The sequence below is a fragment of the Pseudomonas sp. FG13 genome (assembly GCF_057809755.1).
Window position 1 is genome coordinate 1 of the sequence record NZ_JBMDKO010000033.1, and the last position, 19,194, is coordinate 19,194.

General features: G+C 62.4%; 15 protein-coding genes. 1 reads left to right on the forward strand and 14 read right to left on the reverse strand.

From position 1 onward, the window contains the following. Nucleotides 1-212: 212 nt before the first annotated feature. On the reverse strand, nt 213-1,274 hold the full coding sequence (locus tag ACODTO_RS21675) for a zinc-binding metallopeptidase family protein (RefSeq protein ID WP_489107029.1): 1,062 nt from the start codon (nt 1,272-1,274) through the stop codon (nt 213-215). A 249-nt stretch (nt 1,275-1,523) separates the two neighbouring features. Between ACODTO_RS21675 and ACODTO_RS21680 the strand changes: the two genes are divergently transcribed. Continuing rightward, the gene (locus ACODTO_RS21680; protein ID WP_024777662.1) at nt 1,524-1,925 is read left to right on the forward strand and encodes a hypothetical protein; all 402 of its coding nucleotides are present in this window, start codon (nt 1,524-1,526) and stop codon (nt 1,923-1,925) included. Between the two features lie 9 nt (nt 1,926-1,934). On the opposite strand, the gene ACODTO_RS21685 is transcribed toward ACODTO_RS21680, so the two are convergent. The 13 genes from ACODTO_RS21685 to ACODTO_RS21745 all read right to left on the reverse strand — a co-directional run bounded on the left by ACODTO_RS21685 (nt 1,935) and on the right by ACODTO_RS21745 (nt 19,086). Next, entirely contained in the window at nt 1,935-2,546 is a 612-nt protein-coding gene (locus tag ACODTO_RS21685; protein ID WP_464709005.1) for an RraA family protein, read from the reverse strand. Continuing rightward, nucleotides 2,539-3,360: an IucA/IucC family C-terminal-domain containing protein gene (locus tag ACODTO_RS21690; protein ID WP_489107030.1), complete on the reverse strand. Its 822-nt coding sequence runs from the start codon at nt 3,358-3,360 to the stop codon at nt 2,539-2,541. The genes ACODTO_RS21685 and ACODTO_RS21690 overlap by 8 nt, the downstream gene beginning before the upstream one ends. A 4-nt stretch (nt 3,361-3,364) precedes the next feature. Further along, entirely contained in the window at nt 3,365-5,248 is a 1,884-nt protein-coding gene (locus ACODTO_RS21695; protein ID WP_175384991.1) for an IucA/IucC family protein, read from the reverse strand. Continuing rightward, on the reverse strand, nt 5,245-6,027 hold the full coding sequence (locus tag ACODTO_RS21700) for an HpcH/HpaI aldolase family protein (RefSeq protein WP_175384990.1): 783 nt from the start codon (nt 6,025-6,027) through the stop codon (nt 5,245-5,247). The genes ACODTO_RS21695 and ACODTO_RS21700 overlap by 4 nt, the downstream gene beginning before the upstream one ends. Further along, nucleotides 6,021-7,877, reverse strand: a complete 1,857-nt coding sequence (locus ACODTO_RS21705) for an IucA/IucC family protein (protein WP_175384989.1) — start codon at nt 7,875-7,877, stop codon at nt 6,021-6,023. The genes ACODTO_RS21700 and ACODTO_RS21705 overlap by 7 nt, the downstream gene beginning before the upstream one ends. A 16-nt stretch (nt 7,878-7,893) precedes the next feature. After that, complete coding sequence (locus tag ACODTO_RS21710) at nt 7,894-9,264, reverse strand: DHA2 family efflux MFS transporter permease subunit (RefSeq protein WP_175385066.1); 1,371 nt, start codon at nt 9,262-9,264, stop codon at nt 7,894-7,896. Nucleotides 9,265-9,296: 32 nt separating this feature from the next. Beyond that, entirely contained in the window at nt 9,297-10,508 is a 1,212-nt protein-coding gene (locus ACODTO_RS21715) for a type III PLP-dependent enzyme (protein ID WP_175384988.1), read from the reverse strand. Continuing rightward, nucleotides 10,501-12,285: an IucA/IucC family protein gene (locus ACODTO_RS21720; RefSeq protein WP_175384987.1), complete on the reverse strand. Its 1,785-nt coding sequence runs from the start codon at nt 12,283-12,285 to the stop codon at nt 10,501-10,503. The genes ACODTO_RS21715 and ACODTO_RS21720 overlap by 8 nt, the downstream gene beginning before the upstream one ends. Nucleotides 12,286-12,458: 173 nt before the next feature. After that, nucleotides 12,459-13,835, reverse strand: a complete 1,377-nt coding sequence (locus ACODTO_RS21725) for a diaminobutyrate--2-oxoglutarate transaminase (protein WP_175362724.1) — start codon at nt 13,833-13,835, stop codon at nt 12,459-12,461. A 317-nt stretch (nt 13,836-14,152) separates the two neighbouring features. Further along, a complete protein-coding gene (locus ACODTO_RS21730) occupies nt 14,153-16,576 on the reverse strand; it encodes a TonB-dependent receptor (protein WP_139643142.1) in 2,424 nt (807 codons plus the stop codon). Between the two features lie 67 nt (nt 16,577-16,643). Beyond that, nucleotides 16,644-17,588 carry a FecR domain-containing protein gene (locus ACODTO_RS21735; protein ID WP_489107037.1) on the reverse strand — a complete coding sequence of 315 codons (945 nt, stop codon included), beginning with the start codon at nt 17,586-17,588 and terminating at the stop codon, nt 16,644-16,646. Next, on the reverse strand, nt 17,588-18,097 hold the full coding sequence (locus ACODTO_RS21740) for a sigma-70 family RNA polymerase sigma factor (protein ID WP_139643147.1): 510 nt from the start codon (nt 18,095-18,097) through the stop codon (nt 17,588-17,590). Before ACODTO_RS21740 ends, ACODTO_RS21735 begins: the two co-directional genes overlap by 1 nt. A gap of 467 nt (nt 18,098-18,564) precedes the next feature. Beyond that, complete coding sequence (locus ACODTO_RS21745) at nt 18,565-19,086, reverse strand: SgcJ/EcaC family oxidoreductase (RefSeq protein WP_139643153.1); 522 nt, start codon at nt 19,084-19,086, stop codon at nt 18,565-18,567. Nucleotides 19,087-19,194 lie beyond the last annotated feature (108 nt).

Sequence of the window (19,194 nt, forward strand, 5' to 3'; positions counted from 1 at the left end):
TGTTTGCTCCAGTGTTGAAGGTGCCGCCGTCATCGCGAGCAGGCTCGCTCCCACAGGGAAGCTCGGTGAGACTCGAAACTTGCAGGCACCTTGGTCCCATGTGGGAGCGGGCTTGCTCGCGAAGGCGGTGTGTCAGTCGACAGGATCATCACTGATCTATCGCTTTCGCGAGCAAGCCTGCTCCAACAATAGGGGTCACTGGCCGCAGGGCCTCATCGATTGAGCAGGAACTCCAGCAACGTCCCCGCGCAGGCTTCAATGCTGCCTTCCAGGATCAGCTCATACCCATGGGTGTTTTCCGTGGGTATCGCGATACAACCTCCCATGGCCGACACGCCGCTGCCCATGACGGCGCTGGCATCACTGGCAAAGTCCACAAGCAATGCAAATTGCGGCGCCAGGCCGCAGCGTTCGCCGGCACGGTACAGCTGGTCGACAATCCAACGGCTGTAGCAGCCTTTTTCGTCCCCCGTGTTGATGATCGGGTCGACGCTCAGTCGGGTTCCGTACTCCTGAACCACCGGCCCGACCTCAACTGCTACGGTCACCTCGCCCGGTAAGTGGGCGGCGGCGTATAGCGCTCCGGCGTTGGACTCTTCTTCCTGGGTGGTGAACACGAAATACACCTCACCGACCAGCTCTGACCGGCGTTCGGCCAACAGCGCGGCGGCCTGCAGGGTCGCGACCATCGGCGCACGGTCGTCGAGAAAATGCGCGGCAATGGCATCGCCCACCCGAAACGGCCGGCGCCAGTGCTGGCTCAGCACCACCCGCGTGCCGGGGCGCACACCGTGGCGGTGCAATTGTTCCCGGGAGCAACGGGTGATCACGTGGACATCTTCCCAGTGCACATTCCCGGACAGGACATCCGCCCCCTGATGGGTTTCGGCCGTGCTGTGCATGGAGCCGAACGACAACACACCCGGGATGAAATCCCGATCGCCCAGGATGTCCACCGGGCACACGCCGAAGTTGATCGGGTTGGCACCTCCCAAGGCCACCACCCGCAGTGTTCCATCGGGTTCGACGCGTTTGACCAGCATGGCGATTTCGTCCAGATGCGCCATGACCCTGACCGGCGTTTGGCGGCCGCTACCGCTGGCGGTACCCTCGATCAATCCGATGACGTTTCCGGCCGGGTCGACCCAGGTCTTGTCGCAATGGGGCTCCAGTTCCCGCAGGCAAATTTGCCGGACTTCGTCTTCTTGCCCGCCCGGCCCGCGGGCCATCAGCAGCGCTTCCAGCATTGGTAATGTCGACAGGTTCACTTGCATCGATCAGGTTCTCCTTATGCCTGCCACAGTCGTCGCTGTGGGAGCGGACCGAAACGTACTTGTCTTTCTTGAGGGGGCTGGCTCTGGAAAAATTTGATCGAATCGGCGGATAAACAGACGAGCGGGCCAGGCCAGGTGACAGACCGGCGGGCATATGGCAGGGTTGACCCCAGTATCGCCAGGCATCACATTGCCTGGGCCGCCGATGACCAAAGGGCGGCTTTGTCGTAGCGCAGACTTGTGGAGCCCATGACCGCGTCGATTCCGATCCGCCCCCCCTGCCCGCCTGGCGTCTGCGATTGCGGGCGCGATGCCTTGCTGGAAACGGCGGGCAGCGATCTGCGCATCCTTTGCCTGAATCGCCAGGAAGAAAAGCGCTTGCTCGAGCGGCTGGAAAACATCCAGGACCTGGCCGAGCTCGAACGGTTGCAACAGCGGCTTTACGAAAACCTGGGCATCCGCCTGACCATCGAGCCGGGCTACAACGAAGTCCGGACCATGCGCGGTATCGCCATCGAGTTCCAGGAACAACCCGGTCTCTGCCGCAAGATTCGCCAATCGATCCCGGCCGCCATTCGCCGCGGGCTGGAAAAGCGCCCGGAAATCGCCTGGCGCCTGCTGGACGCCCACGACTTGTTCCGCGACGCCTGAGGCTCAGCCTCAGCGCCGGATCCGGTGCAGGAACTCGGTTCTTTTCTGCCGATCCGCCTGCTCTTTCGCCAGTAGCTTGGGCAGCAGATCGGTGGCCTGTCGCACCCCGAGGATGAACACGCCGTCATCATCGCCGATGGCAATGTCCCCCGGATGCACAGTGACACCCGACACCCGGATCGGCTGATTGACTTCGCCGCCGAGCCCAAGGCTACGGGTCGTGAAAGCGCTGACACTGCGACTGAACACCGGCAGGCGATGGGCTCGCAGGGCGGCCACATCGGTCACCGCGCCGCACACCACGACGCCGGCCAGGCCTTTGATCAGGCCGGCCAGGGTGCGCAATTCTCCCCAGCAAGCGCAATCGGGGTCACCCACGCATTCCACCACCAGCACATCCCCCGGCTCGCTCAACAGCAAGGCTTCGCGCAAGACACTGCCGTCGGGTGTGAAGAGCCTGACCGTGACCACCCTGCCGAGCATGCGCAAGTTATCGAACAGCGGGCGAATACCCCGCAGGTAACCGCTGTCGGTGAAGTGCCCCAGGGTGGACGAAGCGATACCCCGGTACTGTGCCAACAGCGAGTCAGTGACCTGCGCTGGCGCGATTGAATCATTCATGTCTTGTTCTCTTGCGCAGCAACGGGCAGGCCGAACAGTATTCGACCGGGTTGCTCGCTTGGTAATAGAAACAGCACGTGCGCCGCAATCGCCGACAGCCTCCATCGGCAAGGGGCATGGGGGCGCGACGAAAATGCTGCAACGGGTTGTAATCCAGGCCGAACAACCCAGGATCGGCCTGGTTCAGCAGCCAGTCGAAGTCGGCGTCGATGCGCCGGCGCGCGGACGGATCCTGCAGGCTGTCCATGCGTTTTTCATACAGCGAATAGACCCGCACCGCCGTGTTTTCCCAGAGGATGCGTCGGGAGATGCCGCTGACCTGGGCGAACCGATCCCACAATGGCTTGAGCAACCCGGCGAACAGGCTGCCGACCACCGCTTCACGCCAGGCCTCCCGCTCGCCGGCGGCATAGGTCCAGGGCTCCAGGTCCAGCAATGGCATCGACGAGGTCCAGCGTCCCTCGTCGTGACCGTATTCGATGACGCTGTTGTCCAAGGACATCAGCAGCCCCTTGTCGCATGCCGACAGCGCATACAGGCAGGTGTTGGTGATGAGGAACGACATTCGCTTGCTCAACAGCGAGGCGGTGATTGCCCGGGACGGTGAGCCAAGGACCGGCGTCAGCTCGTCCAACAGCCGCAGGCACACACCGCCATTCAACAGTTCATGGGCCGCCAGGGAACGCGACGAATCGCGTTCCCCTGCCGGTTTCAACCGCAAAGGGCCGCTGAGCACCGCCCACTCGCCAGCCGTAAACCGGCGGGCCGCATCGGTGAATGCCGGTTCGATCCCGAGCCCACGAGTGACCGCCATGCCCTCAGGCCTCCAGCGATAGCCGGCGGAACGGGTTGACCACCTCGCCCTTGCCGAACGGCATGCTGCCCGGCCCACCGGCCCGCTCGATCATGGGCGTGAGCAACAGCTTCTGCGGCCAGTTTGGCGAGTCGAACAACTGCGCCTTGAGCATCGCCCGGGCCTCGGCGTCGAAGTCGATGGTCTCGATCAACTCGTCCAACACGTCCCGCAAGGCCTGCCACAAACCATTCACCGGCATTGAGTAGACCTGCGCCAGGGTGTCCATGATCGCCCGCATGTTGACCTGGATGCCCAGGGTCTGCAGCCAGAACAACAGGTCTTCAGGACGCTCGTGGTACAGCGTATTGGCGTGGCCTTTCTTGATGCGGTACACCGGGTCCGCCATGCCGTTGCGCTCCAGCCACGGCACGAAGATCCGCAGCGAATCGTGGTCGCGCAGCAGCAGGCCTTCGGCATGGCCGTCCTTCCACACCAGCACCGCGTTCTGGCCGTGGACTTCCCCCAGCATGCCGAGGCGAAACATGCGCAAGTTGATGTCGAAGAAGCTGCGGGCCAGTTCGCGGAACAGGGTCATGACCGACTCGGCGTCCGCCGGCAGGTTGCGATACCGCATCCAGTCGTCGAAGAAGTGGCGGTTGCTGCCCGGCAGCGGCGTGCCCAGGGCGGCCATGGGCAGCAGGCGGGTGTCGGCATCGCTGAGCAACGCGCTCGGGTAACCCCGGACCATGGCCGACAGGTGCCTCGGCGCCTCGTCGAACAACGTGGCCTCGGGTGGCATGAACGCCCACCACTTGCCCTCATCGCACAGGTGCAAGGACTGACGCAGGGTCGCGTCTTTGTCCAATACCTCGTGGAGCAAGGCTTCGCTCAGGCCGCCATTGATCATCTTCACCGCCGGCAGATAGCGCGACGCGCCCAAGGAGTGAATGGCCATCGGCAGCTTGAGGTAGTCGGCGCTGTCGAAGCACGAAGTCATGGAGCGCAGCGACGAGGTGGCGAAGAAATCGCCCTCGTTGAAGCTCAAGCGCTGGCAGTCACCCTTGGCGAATACCTCACCCAACTGTTTGTCGAGCACATGTTCCCACTGCCATGGGTGGACCGGCAGCGCAATGTGGCTGTCGGCCAGGCCCCTTGCCTGCATTTCTCCGGCGAGTCGGGCCTGCATAGGCTCAGGCAACAGATAACGTGCCGGATAACACTGCGCCAGGTCCCCCACGCCTCCACCGCATTGCAGAAGCGTGCGGTCCACCGCCACCCAGTTCAAGGCCACCGGGCGGGCGAATTCGGCCTGGTAGCGCAGGTATTCCTCGTCGTCGAGCCCTTGCTTGGCTTTGGCCAATGGGTGATAGGGACGATCGCGCAGCGAGGCCCATTGTTCCATGGTGCGGAAAAACGTCGCCGGATCCTGGGCCATCAACTCACGGTCATCCACCGTATGGGACAGGGACAACGCCGTCTGTTTGACGCTGGTGCGCAGCACATCGAGAAACAGCGCCAGCCCTTTATCGTTGTCCTTGAAGCGCTCGGCCATCGCGCTGAACACGCGCTTCATGAAGTCTTCCGGGGAGAGGACGGTCCATTGTTCCTCCTGCCGGGCCAGCACCGCTGTGCCCGGCACTTTTTCCCACTGCTGGGTGATGCCCGCACGCAGGGCAACGCTGATGAAGCGCTGTTCGGTCGGGTCGTAGCACCAATCCCAGATACGCTGCTGCGGGGTCAGCCCGGCGAGCGTCGGCGCTGTCGGGTGGGCCTGCTGCCAGTCGCCGATGCGTACCAGGGGCAAGGGCTCGCTGCCGAAGAAATGTTCGGCCAGCAAGCAATCCACCAGATCCTGCATGACGATATCGGCGGCTTGGGCCAGGGCTTGTGAGGTCAGGCGAGTCATCTTGATTCATGTCCTTCTGAAGAAAGTGTGGCCAAGCGGCCCTGGAGGGCGCGAAACGCAATGCCGCGCTCGTCGCCCAGTACAAAGGTGTTCACCCCTCGGGTACGCCAGCGGGCGTGGTCGTCGGGTTGGCGGGGAATGGCGCAATAGGGAATGCCGGCATCGCGGGCCGCCTGCCAGGTGTCCAGCAGCGCCTGTTGTACCGCCGGCGTGTTGATCTGCCAGGGCGTGCCAAGAGACTGGGACAGGTCCGCCGCGCCTTCGAGGATCATGTCCAGGCCGGGCACCGCCGCGATGTCCGCCGCACGCCGTACGCCTTCGGCGCTTTCAATCATCGCCACCACCATGATTTGCGCGTTGGCCAGTCCCACGTACTCGGCCAGGCTGTGTTTGCCAAACGAACCGGGGCGCCCGGCATTCAGGCTGCGCCGCCCCAACGGCTGGTACTTGCATGCGGCAATCGCATCGGCCAGTTGTGCCGGGCTTTCAATCATCGGCAACACGACGCCCTGGGCGCCGCCATCGAGCAGACGTAGCAGGGTTTTCGGATTCAGGTCCGCCACCCGCACCAAGGGTGTGATGGCGTAGGCTTCGGCCATGCGGATCATGTGCTCCACAGTTTCCGGGTTGATCAGCACATGCTCCATGTCGATGATCACGAAGTCGTAGCCCGCCTCGGCGATCAACTCGATTGCCATGGCCGACGGAATCGAACTGATCAGGCCATAGGCGGCCTGTCCCGCACCGAGCTTGAGCTTCAGTTGATTGGTTCTCAGCATGTCTGCGGCCTGAAGGCGTGCAGTGGATTGGGCACCGACTTGAAACGCCGCTCCCCGTCCCCCAGCAGGCGACGCTTGGTCAGCTCTTCCACTTCATAGGACGGTGCGAACACGTCGAACAGTCCGAAGCGCTCGCGGTGTTGCGGGTGGGCAGCCTGGTAAGCCGTGATGACGTCGGCGGTCATCTGCCAGAAGCGGGTTTCATCCAGCTGATAGTGCTGGCGCAGGAAAATCGCCATCTCCGCCAGGCAAATGAAGAAGAAACAGTCGCAGGAGAAATCCCGCACCGCATTCACGTCATCGGTGAGGATGAACGAGTTGCGGTTCAGCTTTGCATGGCTGGCGGGCAATGGCACCAGGGTCGGGCACAGCTGCGGCCGCGCCAGGTGCGCCGGGGAGTAACGCACCCCGTCATGGAAGTCCTTGAGAGCGATGCGTTGCGGCCAACCGTCCCGGGTGATCAGCACGATGTTCTGGCCATGGGACTCCATGCCGATGCCCTCGGCGTAGAGCATGTGAATGATCGGCGGCACCGTGACTTCCAGCAGCCGCTGGGTCCAGGCCTGCAAACCGTACTGGGCAATCCAGGCATCGATGAACGGCAGTTGCTCGCCCTGGCCGTAGCGGTTTTCCACGTGGCTCAGCCCGTTGAACGGCACCGCTTGCTCATCGGGTTTGAGATAGGCATGGATGCTTTCACGCCAGATCGCGCCGAGGGTGCCATAGGCTTGAGGCGCGCGGGTGGCCGGCAGGTGGTCGTAATTGAAGCTGACGCCGGCCACCTCACCGAGGATGACGAAATCCAGGGCACGGGCGGTGCTGTCGGTGGCGATCAGCTGCTGCAGCCAGTCGGTGATGATCGGGCCGTTCATCACCGTATGCCGCGCCAGAATCCGCGTGCTGGAGGTGTTGGTCATGCTCATCGCCAGCTTCACATAGGGGCGCTCGGGCGCGCTTGCGTTGGCCAGGGTGCGGATCGATTGCTGGGCCTTGTACTGCTCCTGCGAGGTGCCCAGGTAGATCAATTCGCCGCTGAGCAGCTCGGGGTAAAACGTCGGGACAATGGTGTTTTCCCACTGCCATGGATGGACGGGAAGCACCCAGTAAGCGTCCGGCGACTGACCGCGGCCTTCGAGGATCGTGGCCAGCTGTTGCAGGCGCGTCTCCCCTGCTTCCTGGCGGATGAACGCGTCGAAATCCATCTTGCCGGAATGGTTCATCGCCCCGCAGGACTTGGCCACGGCCAGCCAGACAATCGCGATGGGGCTGGCGAACTCCGGTCCGTAGCGGGTGTTGTCGTGCAGGGAGAAACCGATCCGCGATTTGTAGCACGGGTGGTAGCTGTGGGCGTCCATGAAGTGCTGTTCCAGCGCATCCACATCCAGCCGATGGGGCGCGCGCGGTACACGGTAGCCTTGGCTGCGGGATTGCAGATCCTTGAGCTGGGTCTGTTCCAGTTCCTGGATAAAACGTGGCAGGTGGGCGCTGCCTTCGAATTCGCCGAGCAGTTCCGCCAGGGCCTGGTGCAGGTCCGGCGCCTGGGATTGGCCTGCGGCATCGACGCGCTCAAGGCTGGCGTGATCCAGGCGGATCAGCTCGAAACTGCTGCTACGCAGGCCGTTGCAGTGGTATTGCACCGGTTGTTGCGCGGCATCGGTGCCCTGCACGATGAAACGATACCGGCCGTTCGCAAGCGCCTGGCACTGATACGCCAGCACGTCTTCGTACAGCAGGGTTTGCAGCAGTTGACCGACCACCCGCTGTTGGACTTTTATCCGGACATCGGCATCGGTGCCCGCCAGCCAGGCGCCTGGGGCGGTGGACTGCGGGGCTTGTTCAAAAATCGTCATGGGAATTCCTTATCGATTAACGTTGTTCGAGGGCCGCGGATGGCGCCGGGGCCGTCCGTTCCGGCATGGGGAAGCGCCAGGCGCAGGGCAAGGCCAACAGGATCAGCACGCCGGTGGCGATAAACACTTCGCTGACAGCACCCGAGGTTCGCAGCGCAGAACCCGCTTCGGCGCCCAGGCGCATTTCCAGCCAGAGCGAGGCGATCACGATGGCCAGCGACGACACGAGGCGCCGGGAGATGTTGTTCATCGCCGCGCCCTGGGTGACCATCGGCTCCGGCAAGGCGTTGAGCCCGGCGGTGGTCACCGGCATGTAGGAAAGCCCCAGCCCGGCACCACGCGCCATCATCAAGACGAACACCGTGGCGAGGGTGGCCTGCGGGCCGAGCATGCCCAGGGCCAGGGTCGAGGCGCCGGTCAGCAACATGCCCACCGACACCACGGCCCGTGGCCCATGCCGGTCGAGCAGCTTGCCGCCCATCTGGCCGAACAGGCTGGCGAATCCGGCGGTGCACAGCAGGGCCAACCCGGTCCAGATCGCGCTGTAGCCCAGCACCATCTGCACCAGGAGCGGCACCAGCACCAGGCACTCGAACATGCCCACCGATTGCACCACGGCGATGATCACGCTCAGGCGGTAGCCGCGCAGGTTGAAGATCCGCAGGTTGAGCAGCGGCTCCGAACGGCTCAGCTCGACGCGCACGAAGGCGATCAGGCACAACGCGCCGGCCGTCAGCATTGCCAGGTTGAGCGGATCCAGCAGGCCGTCGGCGTGGTGCAGGCGACTGGTGGCGACCATCAGCAAGCCAATGCCCGAGGCGATCAGCAGATACCCGGCGAAATCGAACGGCTTGCGCTCCGGCGGTTCGGAAGCCGGCAACACGCCCAATCCCAGGATCAGCGCCACCAGCCCGATGGGCACGTTCATCAGGAACAGCGAGCGCCAGCTGAACCACTCCAGCAGCAGGCTGCCGCACAATGGCCCCACCGCCGGGGCGAGCATCACCACGGCACTCCACAGCCCCGTGACCCGCCCCCGCTCGTCCTTGGCATACACCGAGAAAATGATTGCCAGGGACAACGGGATCATCAGCCCGCTGGCGATCCCCTGGACCACCCGCGCCGCAATCACCAGCACTATCGAGTCAGCCACCGCGCCCATCAGCGAACCGCCGATGAACAGCGCCACGCCCCACAAGTACAAGCGCTTGCGGCCGAGGCGATGGCTCAGGAAGCTGGTCAGCGGCATGGTCATGCCCATGGCGGTCATGAAACCCGCGACGATCCAGGTCGCCATCAGTGGTCCGATGGCGAACGCCGCCATGAACGCCGGTAACGCCGGGTTGAGCGAGCTGTTGTTGAGGCTGACCGTGAGGGTGCCCAGCATGACGTTGATCACCACCCAGTGACGCGGCACCGTCACAACCGCGCTCCAGTCGCAGTGGCGCCGACAAACTGTTGCAGCGGACGCGGATGACACAGGAAGTCCGCGTGGGAGATGTTGTAGCCATAGGCACCGGCCATGGGCAGTACCAACAGGTCCCCCACCTCGGCCCCTTGCAACTGGCGGCCGCGACTCAGTACATCCTTGGGCGTGCACAGCTGGCCGACCACGGTCCAGGCCTGCGCGGTGTCCGGCTGCGGCTTGCGCCGACGTGGCAGGTGAATGACCGGATGATCGTGACTCTGGGCCGCCGGCAGACGGAACTGGTGGGTCCCCCCCCGACAGACCAGGAAGTGCTCGCCATGGCTGGTCTTGGTGTCCAGCACTTCGATCACGTAGTAACCACAGAATGCGCTGATGAAGCGGCCGGGCTCGAAGCGCACCACCGGTGGCTGCTCATGCTGCGCCAGGGACTTGCCCAGGTGCCGGCACAGACGCTGCCAATCGAAGCGCTGCCCGCTCAGGTAGTCGACACCAATGCCGCCGCCGACGTTCAGGTGGGTCGGCTGCTCATCCCCGGTCGCCAACGCCTTCCATTCGGTCCAGCGCTGCAGGTAGAAATCCAGCAACTGCTCGTGACGTTCCACCGAGTTCTGATGGGACATCGCATGCACATGGAAGCCTTTGAGGCTCAGGTGACTGAACGCTTGCACCCTTCGCACGGCTTCCGGCAGTTCCGCTTCGTCGATGCCAAAGGGCGTCGCGGTGCCGGCCATCGCCAGTTTGCTCGACAGGGTCGACGGCAACTGCGGGTTGATGCGGATGAACACCGGTTGGACGCGACCGGCCTGTTGCGCAAGACGTTGCAGGCGGTCGATCTCATTGAGGCTTTCCAAATGGATGGCCTCGACCCGGTTCTCCAGGGCGGCACGCAGATCCGAATCGAGTTTGCCCGGCCCGGAGAACACGTAGGGCTTACGCGTCGGGCATGCCACGACCCGCTCGATCTCGCCGCCCGAGGAAATTTCGAATCCACTGACCAGGGGGGCCAGGGCCGCGAGCATCGGCGCTTCGCTGTTGGCCTTGATCGCGTAATACAGCTCCACACCGGCGGGCAGCGCGGCCATGACGTCGCTGACATGACGGGTCAGCGCCTCAAGGTCATAGACAAACAGCGCCAGTGGGTCTTCGCTGGTGCGTCGGGCCGCATCAATGGCGGCCATCACTGTTTCAGGCAGATCACGCATAACGCACCTCCTCGCCCCAGGGCGAACGCAGGCTGACGTAACCGGCCTGACGATCGGCCTTGGCGGCCAGGCGCACCTTCAGATTGGTTTTGCAGGAAATCGATTCGCCGGCGATCAACGCGTCCAGTTCCGGCGCCGGCCGTACCAGTTCCTGACGAATGCTGCGCAGTTGACGCGCCACCCGTTCCCACATCAACGGGGCCAGGTGCGGACGCTCCCAGCTCAGGGCCAGCACCGCTTCCGACAGATTATTGATCAGCAGGCAATAACTGATGCGACTCCAGCCCTGCTCACGGCTGTAGACCAGCGACTGGCGCACCCGGGGATGCAGGCCGACGTCAATGCCGGACATGCCCAGTTCCTCGGTCAGCTTGACACCTTCGAAGTCCCGCAGCAGCAGTTGCTGTGGCTGGCCGTCGTCGTGAATCAGCACGCTGTTCTGCAGATGGGGTTCCATCACGACGCCATGGTTGAAAAACAACGCCAGCACGGGACGCAGCAGCAGCGCCTGGTAGCGGTCGAACCAGTCGAGCAATTGCCCGTCATCCAATGTCCGGCCGTTGAAACCTTGCAGGAATTCATGGACCAGCGGCTGGGAATGAATATCCCGAGCAAACAGCGTACCGGCCATGATGCTCACGTCTGCGCCGCCGCGACGGCAGAAGTTCTCGCGCAGGATCGCGCCGGTCTGCTCGCGGAACCAGTGGCTGTCGGCTTCGCTCGCATGCTTGGGCGCCCAGCTCAACGAACCCGGCTCGGCCACGGTGGACAGGCCTCCCAGGGTTTGCGGCTGGATCTGCTGCAAGCGCTGGAACAACTGGTCGATAATCAGTGTGCTTTCCAGCTCATACCAGGCGTTCTTGCGCACACAGTTGGTGATGCGCACGTTCAACGAGCCCTTGATGAAATAGTCATGCCCTTCGATGTACCAGGTGCGCATGGAGGCCGTCGGGCTGGCCAGCGCGCCAGTGGTGCCCAGGTCCCGCAGCTCGCCCAGTTCCAGTTGCTGTTGCACCCGCCGGTCCTGTACGAACAGCTGTGCCTGGACCGGGTGCAGGCAGATGATCGCCCGGTCCGGCCGGGCACGGCTCTGATCGGCGAATCCGGCCAGCACTTGCTCTTCGGTCAGCCCGTTGGCGGAGATCCGCAGTCCTTCGCGCGGGACCTCGAACAGGTGCAACGCTGTCCGGGCCTGGAACTCGGGAGCGTAGGTTTCCTGGGCCAGGTGGGCTGGCCAGAGCCGCGCCTTGGGCGCCGGATGATTCGGATGACCAAACCACAACCCCTGCTCGCTGGCCAGGTAGTTGCTCAGTGGCGCCGGACCATTACCGTCGATGTTGTGGGCGACGATGGCGGCGGTCAGGGACTGGCTTTGCAGCACCTGTTCGAGCAACTCGTCGTTGCTGGCACGGGTCATGTGCTCACAGGCACCGAGCAGTTGCGCGACGAACTCGGGGAACGCCAGGTTGCTCCACGACGTATCGCCCTGACGCGCATACACATCAGACAGGTAGCGATGGCTGCCAAGACGATCGCGACGATCCACCAGCACGAAGAACTGTTGGCCGTTGGGCAGGCTGATGGTCAGGGGAATCCCCTTCGATTGCAGCCCTTCCAGATAACTTCCAGGTGCAATGCCGCGCATATCCTGGGGCCAGTGATAATCCAGGCAGTTTTCCGGCAGCGCGAACTCTTTGATCAAACAATTGAGCAAGGCGCGAGTGCTCGCCAATTCGCTGACGCGGTGGGATAAAGCAGTACGATCGGGATATTGCATAGTTGCTCCTCGTAACCTGCGGGTTACGGATGACTTCATGTCTGGGCAAGTTCGCTTTGTGTTCAGCGACAAGACAATAGGTGCCCGCCTTCCCAACTCTGGGAAATTTGTTTAATGCTGTTTAACCAGTGACTGATATGACTGATATAGCCACGTATATATCGAGTGGTTGTTTAATGGCGCTCTTGCGAAAGTGCAGCCTGCAACGCTTGTTCAAATCGTTCCATTGCCAGGGCACATTGCTCATCGTCGATGATTAACGGCGGCAACAACCGGATCACGTTGCCCTGGCGCCCCCCTCGCTCCAGCAACAGTCCGTGGTCGAAGCAGTGTTTCTGAATGGCGACGGCGAGGATGGGGTCGCCCGGGTAGCTGTTCAGGCGGTCGGGGGCCTGGCGCTCATCGACGATCTCGATGCCCAGCATCAGCCCACGCCCTCGCACCTGGCCGAGGGCCGGATAACGTTGCTGCAGCTCCACCAGTCGAGTCTTGAGCCAGGCGCCACGACGTGCGGCCTGGGCTGGCAGGTCCTGTTGCTGCAAGGCGTTGAGCGTCGCCAACCCCGTGGCCATGGCCATCTGGTTGCCCCGGAACGTCCCCGTGTGAGCGCCCGGCTGCCACGCATCGAACTCACGCTTGAGGCCCAGCACCGCCAGCGGCAATCCCCCTCCTACCGCCTTGGACATGACAATGATGTCCGGCTCGATCCCGGCGTGCTCGAAGGCGAACATCTTGCCGGTGCGACCAAAGCCCGCCTGGACTTCATCGATAATCAGCAGGATACCGTGCCGCTGGGTGACCTCGCGGATACGGCGCAACCATTGGGGCGGGGCGCAGTTGACGCCGCCCTCACCCTGCACCGCCTCGAGGATCACCGCCGCTGGCAGCGACACACCACTTTCCACATCCTCGATGAACTGGGTGAAGTAATAGCCGAGCGCTTCGATCCCGGCTTCACCGCCGATGCCCAGTGGGCAGCGATACTCATGGGGGTACGGCATGAATTGCACGCCCGGCATCAAGGACGCCACAGCGTCTTTCGGCCCGGTGTTACCCGTCACCGACAACGCACCGTGGGTCATGCCGTGATAGCCGCCGCTGAAGCTGATGATGCTGCTGCGCCCGGTGAACGTCTTGGCCAGCTTGAGCGCCGCCTCTACCGCGTCCGCCCCGGACGGCCCGCAGAATTGCAGGCAATAGTCGCGTCCCTGCCCTGGCAGCAGGCTCAACAGCTTTTCACTGAAGGCGTCCTTCTGCGGTGTGGTGAGGTCCAGGGTGTGCATGGGCATGCCCGAGGAGATGAAGTAATCGATGCTGGCCATGACGTCAGGATGGTTATGCCCCAATGCCAACGTCCCGGCCCCCGCCAGACAGTCGAGGTAGGTCTTGCCTTCCACGTCCGTCACCCAGACGCCATGGGCCTTGGCGATGGCCAGGGGCAACTTGCGCGGGTAACTGCGAACATTGGATTCGAACTGGCCTTGGCGGCGCAGATAATGTGCATTGTCCTTCTGCAAAGAATCGATGCGTACAGCGCTTTCATTCAACATGAGAATCAATCCTGATTAAGTCCCGATATGCAAATTATTCTCATTCGCTGATGAGTGCAATATTTAATTTCAAATAAATTGGGAATTTTCCGCGATCCATTTTTATTAAATGACGCGCAGGGGAAATTCACCGAAATGAATTGGAGTATTCAGGAATAAACATAGGAACAAGGCACTTTAATATCAGCACCGAAAGCAGTGTTAATCAGCTTTTATATCGAATTACAGGCCTCAAATAATTGCAGATTAATATCAACCAAAATCAGAACGATATATAACAATAGGTAAATAGCTCCGTCCCTGGAGCTGTACACCGTTTAGAAATCCACGGTAGCCGACAGAAGGTAGGTGCGCGGGGTCGACAATGTCAGACCGGGCTCGCTGTCATCCGAAGCCCCGGCTGAACTCCAGTAGCGTTTATCCGCCACGTTCTCGACGTTGGCACGCAGGGTGATGTTCTTTTCATCGACCTTGAAGCCGTAACGTGCACCGACGTCGAAGCGTACCCAGGAATCGATTTCCTTGGTGTTGGACTGGTCCAGATACTGCGAACTGGAATAGATGCCGCGGCTAGTCAGGGTCAGGCCCTGCACAGTCGGCACGTCCCACTCAGCGCCCAGATTGATGTTGTACTTCGGCGTGGCCGGCGCGCGGTTGCCGTCGTAAGTGCCGCCGGTGGTGTTGGTCAGCTCGCTGTCGATGTACATCACGCCACCTAGCAAGCGGGTGCCTTTGAGGGGTTCACCGAAGACGCTCAGTTCCACGCCGGTGTTTTCACGCTTGCCATTCGGACCGAAGACACGTGTCGTGGCGTCGGTCGCGTAGGCCGGCTGCTTGATCCGGAACAGAGCGGCAGTCAAGGCGAACGGACCGGCGTCGTACTTGGCCCCTACCTCGACCTGGCGACTGATGAATGGCGGGAAAATCTCATCCTCGTTGATCGAGGTTGACGGCGCGATCTTGCCCTGGCTCAGGCCTTCCATGTAGTTGGCATACAGCGACAGTTTATCGGTGGCCTTGAACAGGATGCCGCCCGATGGCGAGACTTTTTCCTCATCATAGGCAGTTGCACCTTTGATCCCTGCGGTCCAGTCATCCACTTCCACCCGCTGCCAGCGGGCACCAAGGGTCAGCAGCAAGCGGTCATCGAAGAAACCCAGGGTATCGGATAGCGCCACGCCGCTGAAGTGATTCTCGGTGTAGACCTTGTCATCCTTGCGCGTAGGAGTACTTGGCGTCGTGGTTTCCACCGGGTCATACAGGTTGCTGCTGCCGTTGGCATAGCGGGCACCGCCGTTGGTGAAGTCCATGTAGAAATAGCTGGCGGCCAGGTTGACTTCATGACTTACCGGCCCGGTGTGGAACCAGTTGCGCACCCCGACATTGGCCGTACGGACACTTTCATCCCGAGAGAAATCACGGGGGGAAACAGTGAAATCGCCAGCATCATTGGTGATCGAAACATTATGCCGAAGAAAATCATGATGACTCTCACGCGCACCGACACCGCCGTATAGCATCGTTGAGTCACTGACATCGTACTCGGCGTTCACCATGCCGAAGGTGTCGTTGGTGCGTGCCTTGCTCCAGGGCTGGGCATAGTTGCTGCGCACATCGCTGGCATGGGGGACCTGTGCGTTGGCGCCGACCTGCACACGTTCCTGCGGCGCATCGGTATCGCGCTCGGTATGGCCGATGTCCGTGGAGAGACGCAGCCGTTCGCCGCGAAAGTCCAGGCCAACCACCGCCATCTCGCGGTCCACGCTCTGGTGATCCCATTCGGTGTCGCCGGACTGCTTCACACCGTTGAAGCGAATGCCGAACTTGTTGTCTTCGCCAAAACGTCGGCCGACATCCACGGCACCGCCGAGCTGGTTGTTGGACGCGTAGCTGCCGGTGAACGAGGTGATGGGCTTGTCAGTGGCGTGCTTGGGCACCACGTTGATCCCGCCGCCTACGCTGCCTCGCGGCGAGATGCCGTTGATGAGCTGGCTCGGTCCCTTGAGGATGTCGACGCGTTCAGCCATTTCCATGTCGATCGTATAGGTCGGCAGGATGCCGTAGAGGCCGTTGTAGGCCACATCACTGTTGAACAGACTGAAACCGCGGATAGTGAACTGCTCATACCGCCCACCCGCCGGGTTGGTCGCACGCACCGAGGGGTCGCTGTTGACCAGGTCGCCCAGGGTTCGGGCCTGTTGGTTCTTGACGGTCTCGCTGGTGTAGGTGGTCATGCTGAACGGCGTTTCCATGAAGTCGCGCGAGCCCAGCAAGCCTTGGGAACCACGACGCGCGACCTGGCCACCGGCGTACGCCTCGCCCTCCTCCGAACTGGCGGCGCCGAGGATCGAGGTGGGCGCCAGTTGCAGACTCCCCCCTTCCTGCGCCGGGGCCAGGATGTAGGCCTGTTCACCCACCGATTGCAGTTGCAGGCCGGAGCCTTGCAACAACCGGGCAAACCCCTCCTCCACCCCATATTCGCCCGAGAGTCCGGCGCTGTTGCGACCACTCACCAGCGCCGGATCCACCGACAGGTTGACACCCGCCAACCCGGCGAAGCGGGTCAGTGCCGCGCTGAGGCTGCCGGCCGGCACCTGGTAGCTGCGCCGGGCCGCTTCTTCGGCATGGCTGGATGAGATGAAGAACGGGCTGGCGCTCAGGCTCAGCATGAGACTCAGGTTCAACAGCGGACGCCAGCCGGCAAGGGCCGGGCGAACATGCAAAGGGACTACTGCGGACATTGGAAGGAGCTCTCGTTTTTGTGCACTTGCCTTGAATGACAAGCGAGACAAAAAAAGGGGACAGGCTTCAGGCGATATTTTTTCGAAGCGTCAGAGTGACCCAATAACGGGTGCGCATCTGGATATCCAGGGGCAAGCTGGCCGAAAGTAAAGCGAGGACTTTATCGGTGTTTTCCAGACGGAAACTGCCGGTTACCCGAAGCGACTCCAGGGCGTCGTCCCAGCGCAGCACACCCGGACGATAGCGGCCCAGCTCACGGAGAAAGTCCCCCAGCGGCTGGTTCTGCGCCACGAGCACCCCGTCGCGCCAACCCGGTTGCGTGACGTCGAGCCCGACCACTGGCCCTGCGCCTGCTGCGTGGAGGCTGGCCTGCTGGCCCGCCTCCAGCCGCAGCACAGGTCCGTGCAACGGTTGCAGCTGTGCCGAACCGCTGACCACCGACACCCGGCAACCTTGCTCACCCAGGCGCACGCAGATTTCACCCCGGTTGACGGTAATCAGCCCATAGGGCGCCTGGACAGCCAAGGGCGTGACGCCACTGACCTTAAGGGCCATTTCGCCTTGCACCAGCCTCAGGCGCCGGGCCTTGAGATCCAGGTTCACGGCGCTGTCGGTGTTCAGTTGCAAGAGGCTGCCATCGACCAGCGACCAGCTCCGCTGTTCGCCGGTGGCGGTGTGCAGATCGGCGCGCCAGGCGTCCAGTGGCAACGCCCGGCCCAGCATCCAGGCCGTCGGAACCAGCGCGACGACGCCCAATGCGCGCTTGAGTACGGCACGCCGGGGCAAGGCTGGACGATCCAGGGTCGCCATGCCCAGCGAAGGCGGCACCCCGGCGAAGCGCTGACGCAGCCGCTGGGCCTTCTGCCAGGCCGCTTCGTGGTGAGCGCTGCTGTCGCGCCAGCGTTGCAGGCCGGCGGAGTCGAACTCGTTGCCGCCGAACTCCATCAGGGTCAGCCAGCGGGCAGCCGCCCGGGCGACCTCCCGAGCCTCGGACGACGGGGCCGGACGTATCAAAAGTCCACCAGCAGGCAATGCTCATAGGCTTGGGCCATGTAGCGCTTGACGGTGCGTTCGGACACCTGCATGCGCTCGGCGATTTCCCGGTAACCCAGGCCTTCGAGCTGACTCCACAAAAAAGCCCGCCGCACCTGGGGCGGCAGGCCATCGAGCAATTCGTCCAGGGCATGCAGGGTTTCCAGCAGCAGCCAGCGTTGCTCCGGGGACGGAACGCACTCTTCGGGCAGGCTTGCCAGGGCATCGAGGTAAGCCTGTTCCAGGTTGCGACGGGTATAGAAATTGCTCAGCAGCCGCTTGCCCACTGTGAGCAGATAGGCCCGTGGTTCATGCAGGTCCGCCAGGGGTTGGGCACTGGACAATACCCGCAGGAAAGTATCCTGGCGCAGATCCGCCGCATCCCAGGCATTGCCCATGCGCCGCCTCAACCAGCCTTCCAGCCAACCGCCATGGTCACGGTACAACGCGTGAAGGGAGTGCTCCGCCGGCGTAGCTGCATCAAACATGTCAAGAAGCCCTGCGCATGGAATGTCTTAAATGAGACTGATTCTAATTAATGTTCGCGAGCTAATCCAAGTCCTTTGTGCGGCGAGATGTGTAAATAAAGGCGAAACCGAGGGCTCTAGGCCAACCATCTCTTGTGGGAGCGAGCCTGCTCGCGATGGCGGTCTGCCAGTCAACACCAATGCAAGCTGACCCATCGCTAGCGCGAGCAGGCTCGCTCCCACAGGGGAATTGTGGGCATTCAGGACTTTCGCAGACGCCGCGCAATACTGTGGGGCGGCGGCCAGACGCTGGGATTGGATTCAACCGGGACATGGTGGGAGCGAGCCTGCTCGCGATAGCGATGGGTCAGTCAACATCGATGCAAGCAGGTCTACCGCTTTCGCGAGCAAGCCCGCTCCCACAGGGGTCTTTCTGACACACAAAAAAAGCGCCCTTGGGATCAAGGGCGCTCGGGTGGCGTGGGATATCAGTGGCTGGCGTGCAGGACTTGCGGCACTTCCGGCATGGCCGAAGAGTGGTGGTTGATGATCTTCCACTGACCGTTCAGGCGCTCGTAGAGGTAGGTGTAGCGCGCCTGCACATCCTTCTTGCTGCCATCGGCATTGGTCAGGGTGAAGGTGTAGACCCCACTGTCCATCGCCGCATCGGGACCCAGGTGGCGGATTTCCCGGTAGTTGATCTGCCCGACCGGCTTGCCCGCCAGGAAGTGCTCGAAATAATCCTGGATCTGCGCCGGCGTGGTGCGCACTTTGTTGGAAAGGGTCGGTTGCAGAATCGCATCCGGCGCGTAGAGCCTGGTCATCGCGCTGGCACTGCCGCTCTGCAGGGTCTTGTTCCATTGGTCGAACAGCGCAGCGATCTCCCGATCATTCACGTTCTTGGGTTGTTCGGCCACGGTGCGATACACAAAAGGCGTGGCATCGGCGGCATGGACAAAAGGCGTGGTCAGGACAAAAAAAGTGGCGAGGGCCAGGGTTTTCATTTTCATCGTAGCGTTCCTTTCGGTATTAATAGCGTCGGTTTCAATGGCCCCACTTTGCCGTTCGCAACGGCCCCCGCCATCGGCCAACCGGTGCCAATCGACTATGCCGATCGG